Below are 17,418 nucleotides of genomic sequence, written 5' to 3'. Positions count from 1 at the left end.
CAGAGGTCGGGTAAGGAAATTATTTGCCGCTGCCGGCGACGCTTTCCCCACCTTTGGTCAGGTAGTAAGCGCCGAGGATCGGCAGCATGGTCAACAGCATTACCGACAGCGCCACCACGTTGGTAATCGGCACATCGCGCGGGCGACCGAGCTGGTTCAGCAGCCACAGCGGCAGCGTGCGCTCATGGCCGGCGGTAAAAGTGGTCACGATGATTTCATCGAACGACAGCGCGAACGCCAGCATGCCCCCGGCCAGCAACGCCGAGCCGAGGTTCGGCAAGATCACGTAGCGGAAGGTTTGCCAGCCGTCGGCGCCGAGATCCATCGACGCTTCGATCAGGCTGTACGAGGTGCGGCGGAATCGGGCGATGACGTTGTTGAACACGATCACCACGCAGAACGTCGCATGGCCGACGACGATAGTCAGGATGCCCGGCTCGATGTTCAGCGCCTTGAACGCCGCCAGCAGCGCCAGACCGGTGACGATCCCCGGCAGCGCGATCGGCAGCAGCAACAGCAGCGAAATGCTGTCCTTGCCGAAGAAATCGCGCCGATACAGCGCCGCCGCCGCCAGGGTGCCGAGCACCAGCGCGATGGCGGTCGCCAGGCAGGCGATCTGCGCCGACAGCAGCACCGCATCGAGGATATCCTGCCGCCCGGCGGCAACGTTGAACCAGTGCAGCGTAAACCCCTTCGGCGGGAAGCTGAAAGCGGCATCCTCGGTGTTGAAGGCGTAGATGGCGATGATCGCCAACGGGAAATGCAGGAAGATTAGTCCGCCCCAGGCGGCCAGCTTCAGCCCTAAGGGCGCGCGTTCAGAGTGCATCGAAAGCCCCCAGACGTTTGACGATGGAAAGGTAGATGGCGATCAGGACGATCGGCACCAGCGTAAAGGCCGCGGCCATCGGCATATTGCCGATCGCGCCCTGCTGGGCGTAGACCATGCTGCCGATGAAATAGCCCGGCGGCCCCACCAGCTGCGGCACGATAAAGTCGCCCAGCGTCAGCGAGAAGGTGAAGATCGACCCGGCGGCGATGCCCGGCACCGCCAGCGGCAAAATGACGTGGCGGAAGGTCTGCGCCGGTCGGGCGCCCAGATCCGCCGAGGCGTGCAGCAGCGAAGGCGGCAGGCGCTCCAACGCCGCCTGGATCGGCAGGATCATGAACGGCAGCCAGATATAGACGAACACCAGAAAACGCCCCAGCCCTGAGGTCGACAGCGTGTTGCCGCCGACGCCGGGCACCGTCAGCAGCGAAGCCAACAGCGGCTCCAGCCCCAGGTGCTGCAGGAACCACTGCGCCACGCCGTCTTTCGCCAGCAGCAGGGTCCAGGCGTAGGCTTTAACGATATAGCTGGCCCACATCGGCATCATCACCGCGATGTAAAAGAACGCCTTGACCCGGCCGCTGGTGTAGCGCGCCATGTAATAGGCGATCGGGAACGCCAGCACCGCGCTGGCCAGCGACACCAGCACCGCCATGGTCAGCGTGCGCAGGATGATGTCGTAGTTGGCCGGGTTGAACAGCGCCGCCAGGTTGGCGAAGGTCAGATCCGGCGTCACCGCCATGGTGAAATCGTCAAAGGTGTAAAACCCTTGCCACAGCAGCGTCAGCAGCGAACCGAGGTACACCGCGCCGAACCACAGCAGCGGCGGCACCAGCAGCAAAAGCAGATACAGCGTCGGCCGGCGATAGAGCCAGGTCGACAGCGCGCGCACGGTGCCGCCGCGCGCCGAGGGGGAATCGATGCTCATGTCCATCTCACCTCTCCTCCAGCAGCGGCACCATCGCCGCGCGCGGCCAGCAGGCGACGATCGGCTGGCCGATCTGCCGCTGTTGCCCTTCGGCGAGCCACTGCGGATTGGCCTGGCTGACCAGCAGCTTTTCGCCGCCATGCAGCGCGATTTCATACCGCGTGGCCGCGCCCTGGTAATGGATTTCCTGCAGCGTGCCCTGCACCTGGATCTCGTCCTGCGCCGCGCCGCCCAGCTCCAGCAGGCGGATGTGTTCCGGCCGGATCGAGAAGGTTCGGCTTTCGCCGAGCAGGCGCTGCGCCAGCTCGCTGCGCACCACGTTGGAGGTGCCGACAAATTCGGCGACGAACGGCGTCTTAGGCCGCATGTAAAGCTCGCGCGGCGTATCCACCTGTTCGATGCGGCCGTTATTGAACACCGCCACCCGATCGGACATCGACAGCGCTTCGCTTTGATCGTGGGTGACAAAGATAAAGGTGATGCCCAGCTGGCGCTGCAGCTTCTTCAGCTCGCCCTGCATCTGCTCGCGCAGCTTGAGATCCAGCGCGCCGAGCGGTTCGTCCAGCAGCAGCACCCGCGGCCGATTGACCAGCGCGCGCGCCAACGCCACGCGCTGCCGCTGGCCGCCCGACAGGTGCGCCGGTTTGCGTTCGGCAACGAAACCGAGCGCCACGCTCTCCAGCGCCTCTTGCGCCCGCGCCAGCCGCTCGCGTTTGGCGACGCCCTTCACCATCAGGCCGTAGGCGACGTTTTCCAGCACCGACATGTGCGGGAACAGCGCGTAATCCTGAAACACCGTATTCACGTCGCGCTGGTACGGCGGCAGGTTGGCGGCTTCCTGGCCGTGGATGCGAATCGAGCCGGAAGAGAGCTGTTCAAAGCCGGCGATCAGGCGCAGGCAGGTGGTTTTACCCGAGCCGGACGGCCCGAGCATGGAGAAGAATTCCCCGTCCTGAATGTCGATGGATACCCGATCCACGGCGCGAACATCGCCGAAAGTCCGCGAAACATCGATGAATTGCACGGCAATGGTCATTTTCTGTGCTCCATACTGATGTAATTCGGGCGCAGCGGGCTGCGCCCCGCGGCTTAGCGGCCGCCCATGATGGCGATGTAATCCTGGGTCCAGCGGCTGTACGGCACGAACTTGCCGCCCTGCGCCTGCGGCGTTTTCCAGAAGGCGATTTTGTCGAACTGGTTGAAACCGTTGGTTTCGCAGCCCTTCTCACCCAGCAGTGCGCTGGCCTTGCAGCCCGCCGGCGAAGCCGGCACCGACCCGAACCAGGCCGCCACGTCGCCCTGCACCTTCGGCTCCAGCGACCAGTTCATCCACTGGTAGGCGCAGCTCGGGTGCTTGGCGTCGGCATGCAGCATGGTGGTGTCCGCCCAGCCGGTCACGCCCTCTTTCGGGAACACGGTGGCGATCGGCTGCCCCTCACCCTTCAGGGCGTTGGCCTGATACGGCCAGGCGCTGAAGGCCACCACGCCTTCGTTTTTAAAGTCGCTCATCTGCACCGAGGTGTCGTGCCAGTAGCGGTGGATCAGCGCGTGCTGGCTGCGCAGCAGCTTCAGCGCCGCCTGATACTGCTCTTCGTTGAGCTGGTATGGATCGCTGATGCCGAGCTGCGGCTGGGTGGCCTTCAGGAACAGCGCCGCGTCGGCGATGTAGATCGGGCCGTCGTAAGCCTGCACCCGGCCCTGGTTGCTCTTGCCGTCCGGCAGGTTCTGCTGCTGGAAGATCACCGCCCAGCTGTCCGGCGGCGTCGGGAAGGTTTTGGTGTTGTACATCAGCAGGTTCGGCCCCCACTGGTACGGCGTGCCGTAGGTTTTGCCGTCCACGGTGTACCAGGCGCCGTTCAGCAGGCGCGGATCGATGTTCTTCCAGTTAGGGATCAGCGCGGTGTTGATCGGCTGCACCCGCTTGCCGAAGATCAGGCGCAGCGAGGCGTCGCCGGAGGCGGTCACCAGATCGTAGCCGCCCTTGGCCATCAGGCTGACCATTTCATCAGAGGTGGCGGCGGTCTTCACGTTCACCGCACAGCCGGTTTGCTTCTCAAACTGGGTGACCCAGTCGTAGTTTTTGTCGGACTGGCCGCGTTCGATGTAGCCGGGCCAGGCGATGATATCCAACCGGCCTTCGCCTTTGCCCAGCGACTGCGGCAGATCGGCCGCCTGGGCCAGACCGCACAGCACGGTGAGACAGAGCGCGGAGACGGTGGTGGTGACTGCGGTAGTTTTTCTCATCGTAATTACCCCTGTGTTGCGTATCTGTGTGCGGCAGGGAACGGCTGCCGCCTGATTTTGCTTTATAGAACCGCTAGAAGCCGGCTTTGAACTTCGCCATTACGTGCCTGACAACGCTGTAATCCTGCAGTGAATCGCTGGACAGATCCTTGCCGTAGCCGGAGCGTTTCAGGCCGCCGTGCGGCATCTCGCTCGCCAAGGTGAAATGGGTGTTGATCCAGGTGCTGCCGTACTGCAGATGGGCGGCAATGTGCAGCGCCCGATCGATATTTTGCGTCCACACCGACGAAGCCAGCCCGTATTCCGAGTCGTTGGCCCACTCGACCGCCTGCTCCAGGTGTTCGAAGCGCGTGATGCTGACCACCGGGCCAAACACCTCGCGCTGCACGATTTCGTCACTTTGCAGGCAGCCCGCCAACAGGGTCGGCTGGTAGTAGAACCCCGGCCCGGAGTGGGCCGCGGCGCCGGTGATCAATTCGATATGCGGTTGGCTGAGCGCTCGCTCGACGAAGCTGGCGACGCGATCGCGCTGGCGGCTACTTATCAACGGGCCGATCTCGTTGTCCTGATCGCGCTTGCGGGCGAAGCGCAGGCTGGCAACCGCCTCGCCCAGCGCGTCCACCAGCTTGGGATAGATGCCCGCCTGCGCATAGATGCGGCAGGCGGCGGTGCAGTCCTGGCCGGCGTTGTAATAGCCGTAGGTGCGGATGCCGTTGACCACCTCGTCGAGATCGGCGTCGTCGCAGACGATAACAGGCGCCTTGCCCCCCAGTTCCAGGTGGGTGCGCTTGACGCTTTTGGCCGCCGCCTGAAGAATTTTTTGCCCGGTGACGATATCACCGGTGATCGACACCAGCCGCACCTGCGGGTGCCCCACCAGCTGGCTGCCGACCCCTTCCCCGCCGCCGTAGACGATATTCAGCACGCCCGGCGGCAGGATCTCCTGCAGCGCCGGCACCAGCGCCAAGATGGTCAGCGGCGTATGCTCGGACGGTTTAAACACCACGGTATTGCCCGCCGCCAACGCCGGCGCAATCTTCCACGCCGCCATCATCAGCGGGTAGTTCCAGGGGGCGATCGAGGCCACCACGCCGATCGGATCGCGGCGGATCATCGAAGTGTGGCCCGGCACATACTCGCCGGCCAGCTGCCCTTGCTGCGTGCGCACCGCGCCGGCGAAGAAGCGGAACACATCGACCGCCGCCGGCAGATCGTCATTGAGCGCCTGATGCAGCGGTTTACCGCAGTTGAGGGCTTCCAGCTGCGCCAGCTGCGGCGCCTGCCGCTCGATGGCGTCGGCGATGCGCAGCAACAGAGCGGCGCGCTGGGCCGGCGTGGTGCGCGACCAGTGGCCGAACGCCTGCTGTGCGGCCTTCACCGCGCCGCCGACCTGCGCCGAAGAGGCTTCGGTCAGGGCGATCAGCGTCTCGCCGTTGGCCGGATTGACGATGCACTCCTGCTGGCCTTCGCCGTCGATAAGCTGACCGTTAATGAACTGCTGACAGGACAAACCTGAGAGAACCTGCACATCTGCCATCGCCTGACGCCCCTAAGTGACAAAAACGTTAACCAAATGTGAATAAGTTAGTTTTAATCAGCCTAAGCGAGCCTCTGGCGGGCAACAAATTCTAAATACTGAACGCCGCGTTCGATTAAATCGAATGCTTAAGCCCGGCGGCGTGTTTGCTGCCGTTCTCGCGCGCGATGGTAAGGAACGGCGTCACCAGCTCCGGCCGCGCGCTGCCGCGCCGCCACGCCAGCCCAATATCCAGCGGCTCCAGCAGATCGTCCAGCTTGCGCGCTTCGATCATGTTGCCCTCGAGCGACCAGGCGCGGTACGCCATGTCCGGCTGGATGGAGACCCCCATCCCCGCCGCCACCAGGCTGCGCACCGCCTCGGTCGAGGCGGTCTTCATGGCGATCTCCGGCTTCAGCCCAGCGCGCGACCAGATGCGCCGCGCGTGCACGTCCATTTCATCGGCGTTGAGCTGGATCAGCGGCTGTTTGGCCACGTCCGCCAGGCTGATGCTCTCGTGCTCCAGCAGCGGGTGCAGCGGCGGCAGCCAAAGGCGATACGGCGAGTGCATCAGCACCTCGGTCTGCAGCGCGTCGCGGTCTTCGATGTTCGACAAGATCAGCACGCCGATGTCGATCTCGCCGCTGACCAGCAGGTGCTCGATATACGGGCGCTCGTCTTCAACCACCTGCACGGTGACGTTGGGATAGGCCGATTTAAAGCGCGTGAGCAGCTCCACCAGGAAGTAGCCGGCCACCAGGCTGGTGACGCCGACGGTCAGCTTGCCGGTCAGGCTTTCGGTGCCGATCTGCAGGCTGCGCTTGGCGTTGTCCACCGTCGCCAGGATCAGATACGACTGGCGCAGGAACTGATGCCCCTGATGGGTCAGCGTCATGCCCTTGGCGTGGCGATCGAACAGCCGCACGCCGATCTCGGTTTCCAACTGCTGGATCGCCAGCGTCAGCGAAGACTGGGAGACAAACACCGCCTGGGCGCCGGCGGAGATCGACCCGGTTTCCGCCACCGCGATAAAGTGGCGGATTTGGCGTAACGTCATCATGGGGATGATTCCTCAAGCAAAAACATTGCGTTGAGTGTAGACGCCGGCCGTGAAGCGATCGGGCAAAGTATCAAAAACGCGATAGCGTTCGCTTTTTTAGAATGCTAATGGTGAAAATAACCAGAATTGTGGAGAGGTCGGGAGATGTTCACTGAGGTGTGGGGCGTAGCGAGCGCCGGCCAGATTGGGCACGGCCAGCGCGCAGGGCCCGGAGCGTACACGCAGTACGTGAGGAGACCGAGCACTGCCCAGGCTCAAGCTGGCGGTGCTCGGTAGACGATCACATTAAATCGCTTCTTCGTCCTGCTCGCCGGTACGGATGCGCACCACGCGCGCCACGTCGAAGACGAAGATTTTGCCGTCGCCGATCTTGCCGGTCTGCGCGGTCTGCATGATGGTTTCCACGCAGGTGTCGACGATGTCGTCGGCAACCACGATCTCGATCTTCACCTTGGGCAGAAAATCGACCATGTACTCGGCGCCGCGGTACAGCTCGGTGTGGCCCTTCTGGCGGCCGAAGCCTTTCACTTCGGTGACCGTCATGCCGGTGATGCCCACTTCGGCCAGCGCTTCGCGGACGTCATCCAGTTTGAACGGCTTGATAATCGCGTCGATCTTTTTCATCTTCTTTCCTTTTACCAATTTTTGCGGCCAAAACCGGATGTGATGGGGTAGCGGCGGTCTTTGCCGAAGTTACGGGCGGTGATACGCGGCCCGACGGCGGCCTGACGCCGCTTGTATTCGTTGATGTCCACCAGGCGGATCACCTTGCGCACGATCGCTTCGTCGAACCCTTCGGCCACCAGATCGGCAACCGACTTGTCGCGCTCAACGTAGCCTTCCAGGATCGCGTCCAGGATATCGTATGGCGGCAGGCTGTCCTGATCGACCTGATCCGGCGCCAGCTCGGCGGACGGCGGACGATCGATCACCCGCTGCGGGATCACGTAGGAGACGGTGTTACGGTATTCGGACAGCTTGAACACCAGCGTTTTCGGCACGTCCTTCAGCACGTCGAAACCGCCGGCCATATCGCCGTACAGCGTGGCGTATCCCACCGCCATTTCGCTCTTGTTGCCGGTGGTCAGCACGATGCTGCGGCGTTTGTTGGACAGCGCCATCAGCACCACCCCGCGGCAACGCGCCTGCAGGTTTTCTTCGGTGGTGTCGCGCTCGGTGCCGGCGAACATCGGCGACAGCTGGCCCATAAAGGCGTCGAACATCGGTTCGATGGAGACGATATCGAACTCCACGCCGAGGATTTCCGCCTCTTCCTTGGCGTCGGCGATGCTGATGTCCGCGGTATAGCGGAACGGCATCATCAGCGCCTGCACCTTGTCTTTGCCCAGCGCATCTACGGCGATCGCCAGCGTCAGCGCCGAGTCGATGCCGCCGGACAGCCCCAGCACCGCGCCTTTAAAGCCGTTTTTGGTCACGTAGTCGCGCACCGCCAACACCAGCGCCTGGTACACCTGCGCCAGCTGCGGCAGCTCGGCGGCCGGATCGGCCATCGGCACCACGGCCAGCTCGTTGAATTCCAGGCGGGTCACTTGCTCGTCGAAGGCCGCCAGACGGTGGGTCATGGTGCCGGCGGCGTCGAAGACCTTGGAACAGCCGTCGAAGATCAGCTCATCCTGGCCGCCGACCTGATTGAGGTACACCAGCGGCAGCTGGGTGCGCTGGCAGTGGCCGGCCATCAGGGTTTTGCGGATATACGGCTTTTCGCGGTTATACGGCGAGGCGTTGATCGACAGGATAATTTCCGCGCCGGCCGCCTTGGCGGCGTCAATCGGCTCAGGGAACCACAGATCTTCGCAAATCAGCAGCCCCAGACGGTAGCCTTTCAGTTCCACCACGCAGGTGTCGTTGCCAGCGTGGAAATAGCGCTTCTCATCGAACACGCCGTAGTTCGGCAGCTGCTGTTTAAAGTAGCGGGTCAGCAGGCGGCCTTCGGCGAACAGCGACAGCGCGTTATACAGCTTGTCGCCTTCGCGCCACGGGTGGCCGACCAGGATCGCGGTCTCGGCGGAGGCCTGCTGCAGGCGCAGCAGCTGCGCGTCGCAGCGCTGATAGAAGTCATTGCGATACAGCAGATCTTCCGGCGGGTAGCCGGACAGCGCCAGTTCGCTGAACATGACCAGATCGGCTCCCGCCTTCTGCTGCTCCTGCACGATTTGCAACATGCGTTCGGTGTTGCCTTCAATGTCGCCGACCAGCAGGTTCAGCTGGGCCAGGGCGATGGAAAGTGATCTGCTCATTTGTGTACGATCCCGCTTAATACGTTCCATGGTGCTCTACGCCGGGCGCGCCGCGGCAAAGAGAACGGAGTGTAAATCATTCCGCCGGATTTGTTGAGAACCTGCGTGGCAGGCACCGGCGGCAAACTGTCATTCTTTAAAATCGTTGGCGTCCAGCTCGTGGCGCGACAGCAATTTGTAAAACTCGGTGCGGTTGCGGCCCGCCATGCGCGCGGCCTGGGTCACGTTGCCCTTGGTGATCTGCAACAGCTTGCGCAGGTAGTGCAATTCGAACTGGTTGCGCGCTTCGGCGAAGGTCGGCAGCGCGGTGTTTTCCCCTTCCAGCGCCTGCTCCACCAGCGCTTCGCCGATCACCGGCGCCGAGGTCAGCGCCACGCACTGCTCGATGACGTTGACCAGCTGGCGCACGTTGCCCGGCCAGCTGGCGGTCATCAGCCGCTTCATGGCGTCGGTCGAGAAGCTGCGCACGAACGGCTTGTGCCGCTGGGCCGCTTCGCGCAACAGGTGGTTGGCCAGCAGCGGGATATCTTCGGCGCGTTCGTTCAGCGCCGGGATCTTCAGGTTCACCACGTTGAGGCGATAGTAGAGATCTTCGCGGAACTCGTTCTTCGCCATCGCCTTTTGCAGATCGCGGTGGGTGGCGGAGATGATGCGCACGTCAATGTCCAGATCGCGGTTGCTGCCCAGCGGCCGCACCTTGCGCTCCTGCAGCACGCGCAGCAACTTCACCTGCAGCGACAGCGGCATATCGCCGATCTCGTCGAGGAACAGCGTGCCGCCCGCCGCCGCCTGGAACAGCCCTTCGCGGCTGCTGACCGCGCCGGTAAAGGCGCCCTTGGCGTGGCCGAACAGTTCGGACTCCAGCAGCTGCTCCGGCAGCGCGCCGCAGTTGATGGCGATGAACGCCTTGCTGGCGCGCGGGCTGGCCGCGTGGATCGCCTGCGCCACCACCTCTTTACCGGTGCCGCTCTGGCCGTTGATCAATACGCTGACGTCCGATTGCGCCACCATTTTCACCTGCTCCAGCAGGCGCAGCATCAACGGGCTGCGGGTGACGATGTCTTCTCGCCAGGCATCGTCGCCGGCCGGGCTGGCCGACAGCGCGAGCGCCTCGTCGATGGCCTTGTACAGCGCATCGCGATCCACCGGTTTGGTGAGAAAGCTGAACACCCCCTGCTGGGTGGCGGCCACCGCATCGGGAATCGAACCGTGCGCGGTGAGAATGATCACCGGCATGCCCGGCTGATGTTTTTGGATCTCGGCGAACAGCGCCATGCCGTCCATCTCATCCATGCGCAGATCGCTGATCACCAGATCGATCTGTTCGCGCGCCAGCAGGCGCAGCGCTTCCTGGCCGCTTTCGGCGGTGGTGACGTGAAAACCTTCGCTGGTCAGGCGCATGCCCAGCAGCTTCAGCAGGCTGGGATCGTCGTCAACCAATAACAGGTTGGCCGGTTTGCGTGCGGTCATTGCGCGTGGGACTCCTTATTGGCAGGGGGCGGCGTATAGGTGTCTTCCGGTTCAACCGGCAGCGCAGTGCCCTTTTCCGGTTCGTCCTGCGGCTCAGCCCCTTTCGCGGCCGCGCCGTTTTTACCGGCGGCTTCGCCCTTTTGCGAGCCTGTGCCGTTGTCCGGTATTTCCCCTTGCAGCTGCTTGCGCGATGAGAGCTGACGCTCGATGTCGGTCAGGTTTTCCAGCTTGCGCGAGGTGTCCTGCAGCTGCGATTGCAAGCGCGCCTGGCTCTGGCGCAGCGAATCGATCTGGCTGTCGCTGCTCTCCTGCAGATGCTGATAGCGCGCTTTTTCATCGAACAGCGTGATCTGCAGCATCTGCTGCTGGCGCCACAGCTGCGTCAGCGGCCGCAACGAGCCGGGGAACTCCATTCGGTAGCTGTTGATCCTGTCGATCATCTGGCGGCGCTCGCCGGAAGTCGGCTGCGCGCTGCCCAGCAGGATACTCTGTTTGAAAACGACGGACCAGCTGTCGCCAGGCACCGTTTTCGCCAGCGCGCGCGCCTGGGTCGACCCGATGCGATCGGCGCAGTCCATCGCGCGCAGCCAGTAGAGCGCGTTATCCAGCGCGTCCTTGTCGTCCAACTGCCACAGGGTATCGCAAGCCGCGGTGCGGTAATCGATCACCTTGGTATCCGGGATCGCCTCTTGCTGCTGAGCGTTCAGGCCGCCGCTGACGGCGCGATCGACGCAGCCCGCCAGCAACAGCGGCATGAAGAAGACGGCGCCCAACCAGCCGATCGGGCGTTTGCCGAGCGGCGTCCTGTGCGTGGCACGCGGTGAACCTTCGGTCTGTGAAAGACGAAGGCGCTTAGACCATGTGTACATTATTTATTCATTCTCGGCGGTTAACGGCAATTCAATGCGGAAGCAGACGTCTGCACCGGCGACCGTCGCCAGTTGCAGCTCACCGCGCATGCGACGGATACAGTCCTGAGCGATGCTCAACCCCAGTCCGCTTCCTTTTACCGCCCCTTTTCGCTGGTGACTACCCTGGAAAAAAGGCTCGAAAATCATGGCTCTTTCAGCCTCGGGGATCGGCGTGCCGGTATTGGCGACGTCGATTTGCACCCGTTGTCCAACCTGACGGCTGCGGATCCAAATGTTACCGGATTCCTTGCCGTAGTGCACCGCATTGGAATAGAGATTATCCAGCACGCGCATTAATAGCGTAGGCTCTGCCCAGCAGATTTCCGCCTCCAGCGCAATTTCGGTGGAAATCATCTTCGCCCGCGCCGGCAAACTGTGCGCGGCGACCACCAAATCGACCATTTCGCGCAGCTCGACGTTCTCATGTGCCGCCGGGCCATCGGCCAGTTTGCGGTTGTAATCCAACAGCTGTTCGATCAGCTGCTGCAGATGGCGGCTGCTGTTGTCGAGGATCGTCACCACCTCTTTCTGATCGGAAGTCAGCGGCCCCGCCACCTCGTCGGCCAGCAGCTCGGTGCCTTCGCGCATGCTGGCCAGCGGCGTTTTCAGCTCGTGCGAGATATGGCGCAAGAACTCGTGGCGCTGCGATTCCAGCCACGCCAGCCGCTCGCTCAGCCAGATAATGCGCTGCGCCAGGGAACGCAGCTCACGCGGCCCTTTGAACGACGCGGTGCTGCCCAGCGCGCGCCCTTCCCCCAGACGGTTGATCATCCGCTCCACGGCCTTGACCGGCCCGATGATCATGCGGGTGAACAGCACCACCAGCAGCACGCTGACCAGGAACAGCAGCAGCGCCTGCCAGCCGAAGAACTGGCCGCGCTCGGCGATGGCCTGCTGCAGCTGCTGGCCGCGCGAGAACACCACCGCGCGCGTGGCCTGCACCATTTCGGCGTTGGAGCGCGAGAACGACTCGAGCAAGGCGGAAGCCTCTTGATCCGGCCCGCTGTTATGGCATTTGATCGCCGCCAGCTGGGTCAGCAGCTGGCGCAACGTTTGATAATAGCGCTCGTCCGGCAGAATCGGCGCATGGGCGTCCAGCATCTGCGAATACTGCTTGCGCTGGTTCTGATACAGCTTTTGCAGCGTGGGATCGACCAGCACGCAGTACTGACGATAGCTGCGCTCCATCTCCAGCGCCACGCTGGTCATCGCCTCGCTGCGCCGCGCGTCCACCAGCGTGGTGCGGTTGATGTCCGCCGCCTGCGCGCTGAGGTGATCCAGGCTCTGGTAGGCCTGATAGGCCAGCACCAGCAGCGGCAGCAGCACCAACAGGAAGGCCAGCAGCACCAATTGCCGCAGCGAACGGGGGAATAAACGCCATCTTTTCAACGAAATCATCTCATTCTCTCAGCTCTGTCACGATGCTAACTGACTCGCCGGAAAGAGAAAAGCCCGGCAAGGGAGAATCCTGAACGCGCAAGGAAAAAGCCGCGGGATCGGTGAACCGCGCCCATAGGCCTGGCCTGCCGACGGCATGCGGCCCCGGCAACATCAACCGGTGCGAAAACGAGAGTGTGGGGATAGAGTCTGCGTTCGAGGGCATAGGCAACGCAACAGGGATAAGCGCAGCGTTGAGAATTGACATCGGGGCAAGAAACTTGCCCCAACGCAAGGAAAGTGTGGATGCCCTTAAACCTCGTCCCCAGGGTGATGTAGCGCAGCGGCTGGCATCGAACAGGACGAATAGCATCCGTAAGTATCCAGGATTGATGAACCCTTCATCACAGTTGGATACAGGCGGTGCCTCACTCCACGTGTCGCCCGATGCTTGATAAAGCCGCTTGCACGGTCTGTTATCGGTTTGGTTGGACGATAGGCACCATTTCTTTGGCATCATTCGGAGGCTTATGAGGCGATTTGCCGTCTAATTACGGCGCCGTCATAAAAAGGTGAATGAGCAGCCGCCGAGAATAATGCACGTTACGTGCCAACTTTGCAATAAAAATAATAACCAGATGATTTTATTAAAAAATAAGATTATATCAGCAAATTTCTTTGTGCATCACGCCCCGATGAGCGATGAAAAAAACGCCGCGCTGTCGCCAAATGCAGACAACTAAAGCCAAACCCATTTACCATTAATAAAATCAAATAGTTAAATGTCTCCATTTAGCGACAGGGAAAATAGCGCCTGTCGCAAAATGCAGACACTGCCGCCAGACGGCGAACGCCGGCCATAAAAAAGGGCGCAATTGCTTGCACCCTCTGTACGGCGGTGGCCGTTTTTAGCCCAGCTGCTTACGGGCGTTGCGGAACATGCGCATCCACGGGCTGTCCTCGCCCCACTCTTCCGGGTGCCAAGAGTTGCTGACGGTGCGGAACACGCGTTCCGGGTGCGGCATCATCACCGTGGCGCGCCCGTTGGCGCTGGTCACGGCAGTAATGCCGTTCGGCGAACCGTTCGGGTTGGCCGGGTAAGTTTCCGTCACCTGACCGGCGTTGTTGACGAAACGCAGCGCCACCAGGCCGTGGCTTTCCAGCGCGGCCAGATGCGCCGCATCGCGCACTTCAACATGCCCCTCGCCGTGGGAAACGGCGATCGGCATGCGCGAACCGGTCATGCCCTGCAGGAACAGCGACGGGCTGGCCGCCACTTCCACCAGGCTGAAACGCGCCTCGAAGCGATCCGACAGGTTGCGCACAAAGCGCGGCCAGTGTTCGGCGCCCGGGATCAGCTCGCGCAGGTTGGACATCATCTGGCAGCCGTTGCACACGCCCAGCGCCAGCGTCTGCGGACGGTGGAAGAACGCTTCGAACTCGTCGCGCACCCGCTCGTTGAACAGGATAGACTTCGCCCAGCCTTCGCCGGCGCCCAGTACGTCGCCGTAAGAGAAGCCGCCGCAGGCCACCAGCGTGTGGAAGTCCTGCAGATCGCGGCGCCCCGCCAGCAGATCGCTCATGTGCACGTCCACCGCATCAAAGCCGGCGCGGTGGAACGCCGCCGCCATTTCAACGTGGGAGTTCACCCCCTGCTCACGCAGCACCGCCACTTTCGGGCGAGTGCCCTTGGCGATGTACGGCGCGGCGATGTCTTCCTGCGGTGCGAAGGTCAGCTTCACATTCAGGCCGGGATCTTGTTCATCCTGCTTGGCCTGATGTTCCTGATCGGCGCACGCCGGGTTGTCGCGCAGGCGCTGCATCTGCCAGGTGGTTTCCGCCCACCAGGTGCGCAGTGTATTGCGGCTTTCGCTGTACAGCGCCTGGCCGTGTTGGGTGATGACGAAACGATCGCCGGCCTGCACGCTGCCGATGTGATGCACATTGTCGGTCAGACCGTGCTGAGCGAACGCCTGCTTCACGTCGTCGAGACGTTCGGCGCTCACCTGGATCACCGCGCCCAGCTCTTCGTTGAACAGCACCGCCAGCGCATCGTCGCCGAGGCCGTCGAGGTTGACGTCCACGCCGCAGTGACCGGCGAAGGCCATCTCCGCCAGCGTCACCAGCAGGCCGCCGTCGGCGCGATCGTGGTATGCCAGCAGCGCGCGATCGGCCACCAGCTGCTGCATGGCGTTGAAGAAGCCCGCCAGCTGCGCGACGTTGCGCACGTCGGCCGGCTTGTCGCCCAGTTGGCGATAAACCTGCGCCAGCGCGGTGGCGCCCAGCGCGTTATGGCCGTTGCCCAGGTCGATCAACAGCAGCGCGCTGTCGCCCTTATCGGTGCGCAGCTGCGGCGTCACGGTGTGGCGCACGTCCTCCACGCGGGCGAAGGCGGTGATGACCAGCGACAACGGCGAGGTCATTTCACGCTGTTCGTTGCCTTCCTGCCAGCGGGTCTTCATCGACATGGAGTCTTTACCCACCGGGATAGTGATGCCCAGCGCCGGGCACAGTTCTTCGCCCACCGCTTTTACCGCTTCGTACAGGCCGGCGTCTTCGCCCGGGTGGCCGGCGGCGGCCATCCAGTTGGCGGACAGCTTCACGCGCTTCAGGCTGCCGATCTCGGTGGCGGCCAGGTTGGTCAGCGCTTCCCCGACCGCCAGGCGGCCGGAGGCGGCGAAGTCCAGCAGCGCCACCGGCGCGCGTTCACCGAGCGACATCGCTTCGCCGTAATAGCTGTCCAGGCTGGCGGTGGTGACCGCGCAGTCGGCCACCGGGATCTGCCACGGGCCGACCATCTGGTCGCGCGCCACCATGCCGGTAACGGTGCGGTCGCCGATGGTGATCAGGAAGGTTTTCTCCGCCACGGCCGGCAGATGCAGCACGCGTTTCACCGCGTCGGCCAGCGTGATGTTCTCGCGCTGCACCGCCTCGCCGCTCGCCTGCAGGCGGGTGACGTCGCGGGACATTTTCGGCGTCTTGCCGAGCAGCACATCCAGCGGCATGTCGATCGGCTGGTTGTCGAAGTGGCGGTCGTTGAGCGTCAGGTGCTGTTCTTCGGTCGCTTCGCCGATCACCGCATAAGGCGCGCGCTCGCGGCGGCAGATCTCGTCGAACTGCGCCATCTGCGCCGGGGCGATCGCCATCACGTAACGTTCCTGCGATTCGTTGCACCACACTTCCAGCGGGCTCATGCCCGGCTCGTCGTTGAGGATATCGCGCAGCTCGAAGCGGCCGCCGCGGCCGCCGTCGCTCACCAGCTCCGGCATGGCGTTGGACAGGCCGCCTGCGCCGACGTCATGGATGAACAGGATCGGGTTCTGATCGCCCAGCTGCCAGCAGCGGTCGATCACTTCCTGACAGCGGCGCTCCATTTCCGGGTTGTCGCGCTGCACCGAAGCGAAGTCCAGATCGGCGTCGGACTGGCCGGACGCCATCGACGACGCCGCGCCGCCGCCCAGGCCGATATTCATCGCCGGGCCGCCCAGCACCACCAGCTTGGCGCCAACGGTGATTTCCCCTTTCTGCACGTGATCGGCACGGATGTTGCCGATGCCGCCCGCCAGCATGATCGGTTTGTGGTAACCGCGCAGCTCAACGCCGTTGTGGCTGTTGACGCGCTCTTCATAGGTACGGAAGTAGCCCAGCAGCGCCGGACGACCGAATTCGTTGTTGAACGCCGCGCCGCCCAGCGGGCCTTCGGTCATGATATCCAGCGCGGTGACGATGCGTTCCGGCTTGCCGAAATCCTGCTCCCACGGCTGTTCAAAGCCGGGAATACGCAGGTTGGACACCGAGAAGCCCACCAGGCCGGCCTTCGGCTTGGCGCCGCGGCCGGTAGCCCCCTCGTCGCGGATCTCGCCGCCGGAGCCGGTCGCGGCGCCCGGCCACGGCGAGATCGCCGTCGGGTGGTTGTGGGTTTCCACCTTCATCAGGATGTGCGCGTCTTCCTGATGGTAATCGTAGGTGCCGGTCTCCGGCGCGGCGAAGAAGCGGCCGACCTGCGAGCCTTCCATCACGGCGGCGTTGTCTTTATACGCCGACAGCACATAGTCCGGCGTCTGCTCATAGGTGTTCTTGATCATTTTGAACAGCGATTTAGGCTGCTGTTCGCCGTCGATGATCCAGTCGGCGTTGAAAATCTTGTGGCGGCAGTGCTCGGAGTTGGCCTGCGCGAACATATAAAGTTCGATATCCGTCGGGTTGCGCCCCAAACCGGTAAAGGCATTCAGCAGGTAGTCGATCTCGTCCTGCGCCAGCGCCAGGCCGAGCCGGACGTTGGCCTGCTCCAGCGCGGCGCGCCCTGCGCCCAGCACGTCGACCGACTGATACGGCGCCGGCTGATGGTGCGCGAACAGCTGTTCGGCCTGTTGCAGTTCGCTGAAGACGGTTTCCATCATGCGATCGTGCAGCAGCGCGGCGAGCTGCCGCCACTGGGTTTCCGTCAGCTCGGGCGCCTTGACGTAGAACGCCAGGCCGCGCTCCAGGCGCACGATCTGCTGCAGACCGCAGTTGTGGGCGATGTCGGTGGCTTTGGAAGACCAGGGAGAAATGGTGCCCGGACGCGGCGTAACCAGCAGCAACCGGCCTTCGGGGGCGTGTTCGGCGAGAGAAGGACCGTACTTGAGCAGCCGCTGAAGCTTGGCGTGTTCTTCGGCACTGAGCGGTGCGCTAACATCGGCAAAGTGGACGTACTCGGCGTAGATATCACTGACGGGCAGGTGAGCGTCCTGGCAGCGGGACAGCAGTTTGGTAATGCGAAAAGCCGATAAAGCGGGCGAACCACGCAGAATTTCCATAATCAAAGTTCTCTCGTCTTCGAAGCGAC

12 protein-coding genes are annotated in these 17,418 nt (G+C 63.1%); all 12 read right to left on the bottom strand.

Features of this window, described 5'->3' with window-relative positions:
* Positions 1-19: 19 nt before the first annotated feature.
* A complete protein-coding gene (locus ACJ8PI_RS20190; protein ID WP_033648928.1) occupies positions 20-826 on the bottom strand; it encodes an ABC transporter permease in 807 nt (268 codons plus the stop codon).
* A complete protein-coding gene (locus ACJ8PI_RS20185) occupies positions 816-1,760 on the bottom strand; it encodes an ABC transporter permease (protein WP_025303927.1) in 945 nt (314 codons plus the stop codon). Before ACJ8PI_RS20185 ends, ACJ8PI_RS20190 begins: the two co-directional genes overlap by 11 nt.
* Position 1,761: 1 nt before the next feature.
* A complete protein-coding gene (locus ACJ8PI_RS20180; RefSeq protein ID WP_074027040.1) occupies positions 1,762-2,790 on the bottom strand; it encodes an ABC transporter ATP-binding protein in 1,029 nt (342 codons plus the stop codon).
* Between the two features lie 53 nt (positions 2,791-2,843).
* Positions 2,844-3,998: a putative ABC transporter substrate-binding protein YdcS gene (gene ydcS / locus ACJ8PI_RS20175; protein ID WP_164134623.1), complete on the bottom strand. Its 1,155-nt coding sequence runs from the start codon at positions 3,996-3,998 to the stop codon at positions 2,844-2,846.
* Between the two features lie 73 nt (positions 3,999-4,071).
* Positions 4,072-5,535, bottom strand: coding sequence for a gamma-aminobutyraldehyde dehydrogenase (locus tag ACJ8PI_RS20170; protein WP_164134622.1), 1,464 nt, complete (start codon positions 5,533-5,535; stop codon positions 4,072-4,074).
* Positions 5,536-5,650: 115 nt separating this feature from the next.
* The gene (locus tag ACJ8PI_RS20165) at positions 5,651-6,574 is read right to left on the bottom strand and encodes a LysR substrate-binding domain-containing protein (RefSeq protein ID WP_038874511.1); all 924 of its coding nucleotides are present in this window, start codon (positions 6,572-6,574) and stop codon (positions 5,651-5,653) included.
* A 285-nt stretch (positions 6,575-6,859) separates the two neighbouring features.
* Positions 6,860-7,198, bottom strand: coding sequence for a nitrogen regulatory protein P-II (gene glnB / locus ACJ8PI_RS20160; protein WP_004847623.1), 339 nt, complete (start codon positions 7,196-7,198; stop codon positions 6,860-6,862).
* 11 nt (positions 7,199-7,209) lie between these two features.
* Positions 7,210-8,832, bottom strand: coding sequence for an NAD+ synthase (locus tag ACJ8PI_RS20155; protein ID WP_025303930.1), 1,623 nt, complete (start codon positions 8,830-8,832; stop codon positions 7,210-7,212).
* A gap of 129 nt (positions 8,833-8,961) precedes the next feature.
* Positions 8,962-10,302, bottom strand: coding sequence for a two-component system response regulator GlrR (gene glrR / locus ACJ8PI_RS20150; RefSeq protein ID WP_049194940.1), 1,341 nt, complete (start codon positions 10,300-10,302; stop codon positions 8,962-8,964).
* Positions 10,299-11,171, bottom strand: coding sequence for a two-component system QseEF-associated lipoprotein QseG (gene qseG / locus ACJ8PI_RS20145; RefSeq protein WP_442528152.1), 873 nt, complete (start codon positions 11,169-11,171; stop codon positions 10,299-10,301). The genes glrR and qseG overlap by 4 nt, the downstream gene beginning before the upstream one ends.
* Positions 11,172-11,174: 3 nt before the next feature.
* A complete protein-coding gene (locus ACJ8PI_RS20140; protein ID WP_033635614.1) occupies positions 11,175-12,611 on the bottom strand; it encodes a sensor histidine kinase in 1,437 nt (478 codons plus the stop codon).
* An 887-nt stretch (positions 12,612-13,498) separates the two neighbouring features.
* Positions 13,499-17,392, bottom strand: a complete 3,894-nt coding sequence (gene purL, locus ACJ8PI_RS20135) for a phosphoribosylformylglycinamidine synthase (RefSeq protein WP_172841023.1) — start codon at positions 17,390-17,392, stop codon at positions 13,499-13,501.
* Between the last annotated feature and the right edge of the window lie 26 nt (positions 17,393-17,418).

It is taken from the genome of Serratia sp. CY82433 (assembly GCF_052166535.1).
In the GTDB taxonomy this organism is placed as follows: Bacteria; Pseudomonadota; Gammaproteobacteria; order Enterobacterales; family Enterobacteriaceae; genus Serratia; species Serratia sarumanii.
The sequence above is the reverse complement of the archived record's forward strand: the minus strand, read 5'-3'. Positions and strand labels throughout refer to the sequence as shown.

What these genes read in the sequence shown, in the direction of transcription:
- ACJ8PI_RS20185 (WP_025303927.1), bottom strand. Translation starts at nt 1,760, where the DNA reads ATGGACATGAGCATCGATTCCCCCTCGGCGCGCGGCGGCACCGTGCGC.
- glrR (WP_049194940.1), bottom strand. Translation starts at nt 10,302, where the DNA reads ATGACCGCACGCAAACCGGCCAACCTGTTATTGGTTGACGACGATCCC.
- ACJ8PI_RS20190 (WP_033648928.1), bottom strand. Translation starts at nt 826, where the DNA reads ATGCACTCTGAACGCGCGCCCTTAGGGCTGAAGCTGGCCGCCTGGGGC.
- ACJ8PI_RS20170 (WP_164134622.1), bottom strand. Translation starts at nt 5,535, where the DNA reads ATGGCAGATGTGCAGGTTCTCTCAGGTTTGTCCTGTCAGCAGTTCATT.
- ACJ8PI_RS20140 (WP_033635614.1), bottom strand. Translation starts at nt 12,611, where the DNA reads ATGATTTCGTTGAAAAGATGGCGTTTATTCCCCCGTTCGCTGCGGCAA.
- ACJ8PI_RS20155 (WP_025303930.1), bottom strand. Translation starts at nt 8,832, where the DNA reads ATGAGCAGATCACTTTCCATCGCCCTGGCCCAGCTGAACCTGCTGGTC.
- ACJ8PI_RS20180 (WP_074027040.1), bottom strand. Translation starts at nt 2,790, where the DNA reads ATGACCATTGCCGTGCAATTCATCGATGTTTCGCGGACTTTCGGCGAT.
- ACJ8PI_RS20165 (WP_038874511.1), bottom strand. Translation starts at nt 6,574, where the DNA reads ATGATGACGTTACGCCAAATCCGCCACTTTATCGCGGTGGCGGAAACC.
- glnB (WP_004847623.1), bottom strand. Translation starts at nt 7,198, where the DNA reads ATGAAAAAGATCGACGCGATTATCAAGCCGTTCAAACTGGATGACGTC.
- qseG (WP_442528152.1), bottom strand. Translation starts at nt 11,171, where the DNA reads ATGTACACATGGTCTAAGCGCCTTCGTCTTTCACAGACCGAAGGTTCA.
- ydcS (WP_164134623.1), bottom strand. Translation starts at nt 3,998, where the DNA reads ATGAGAAAAACTACCGCAGTCACCACCACCGTCTCCGCGCTCTGTCTC.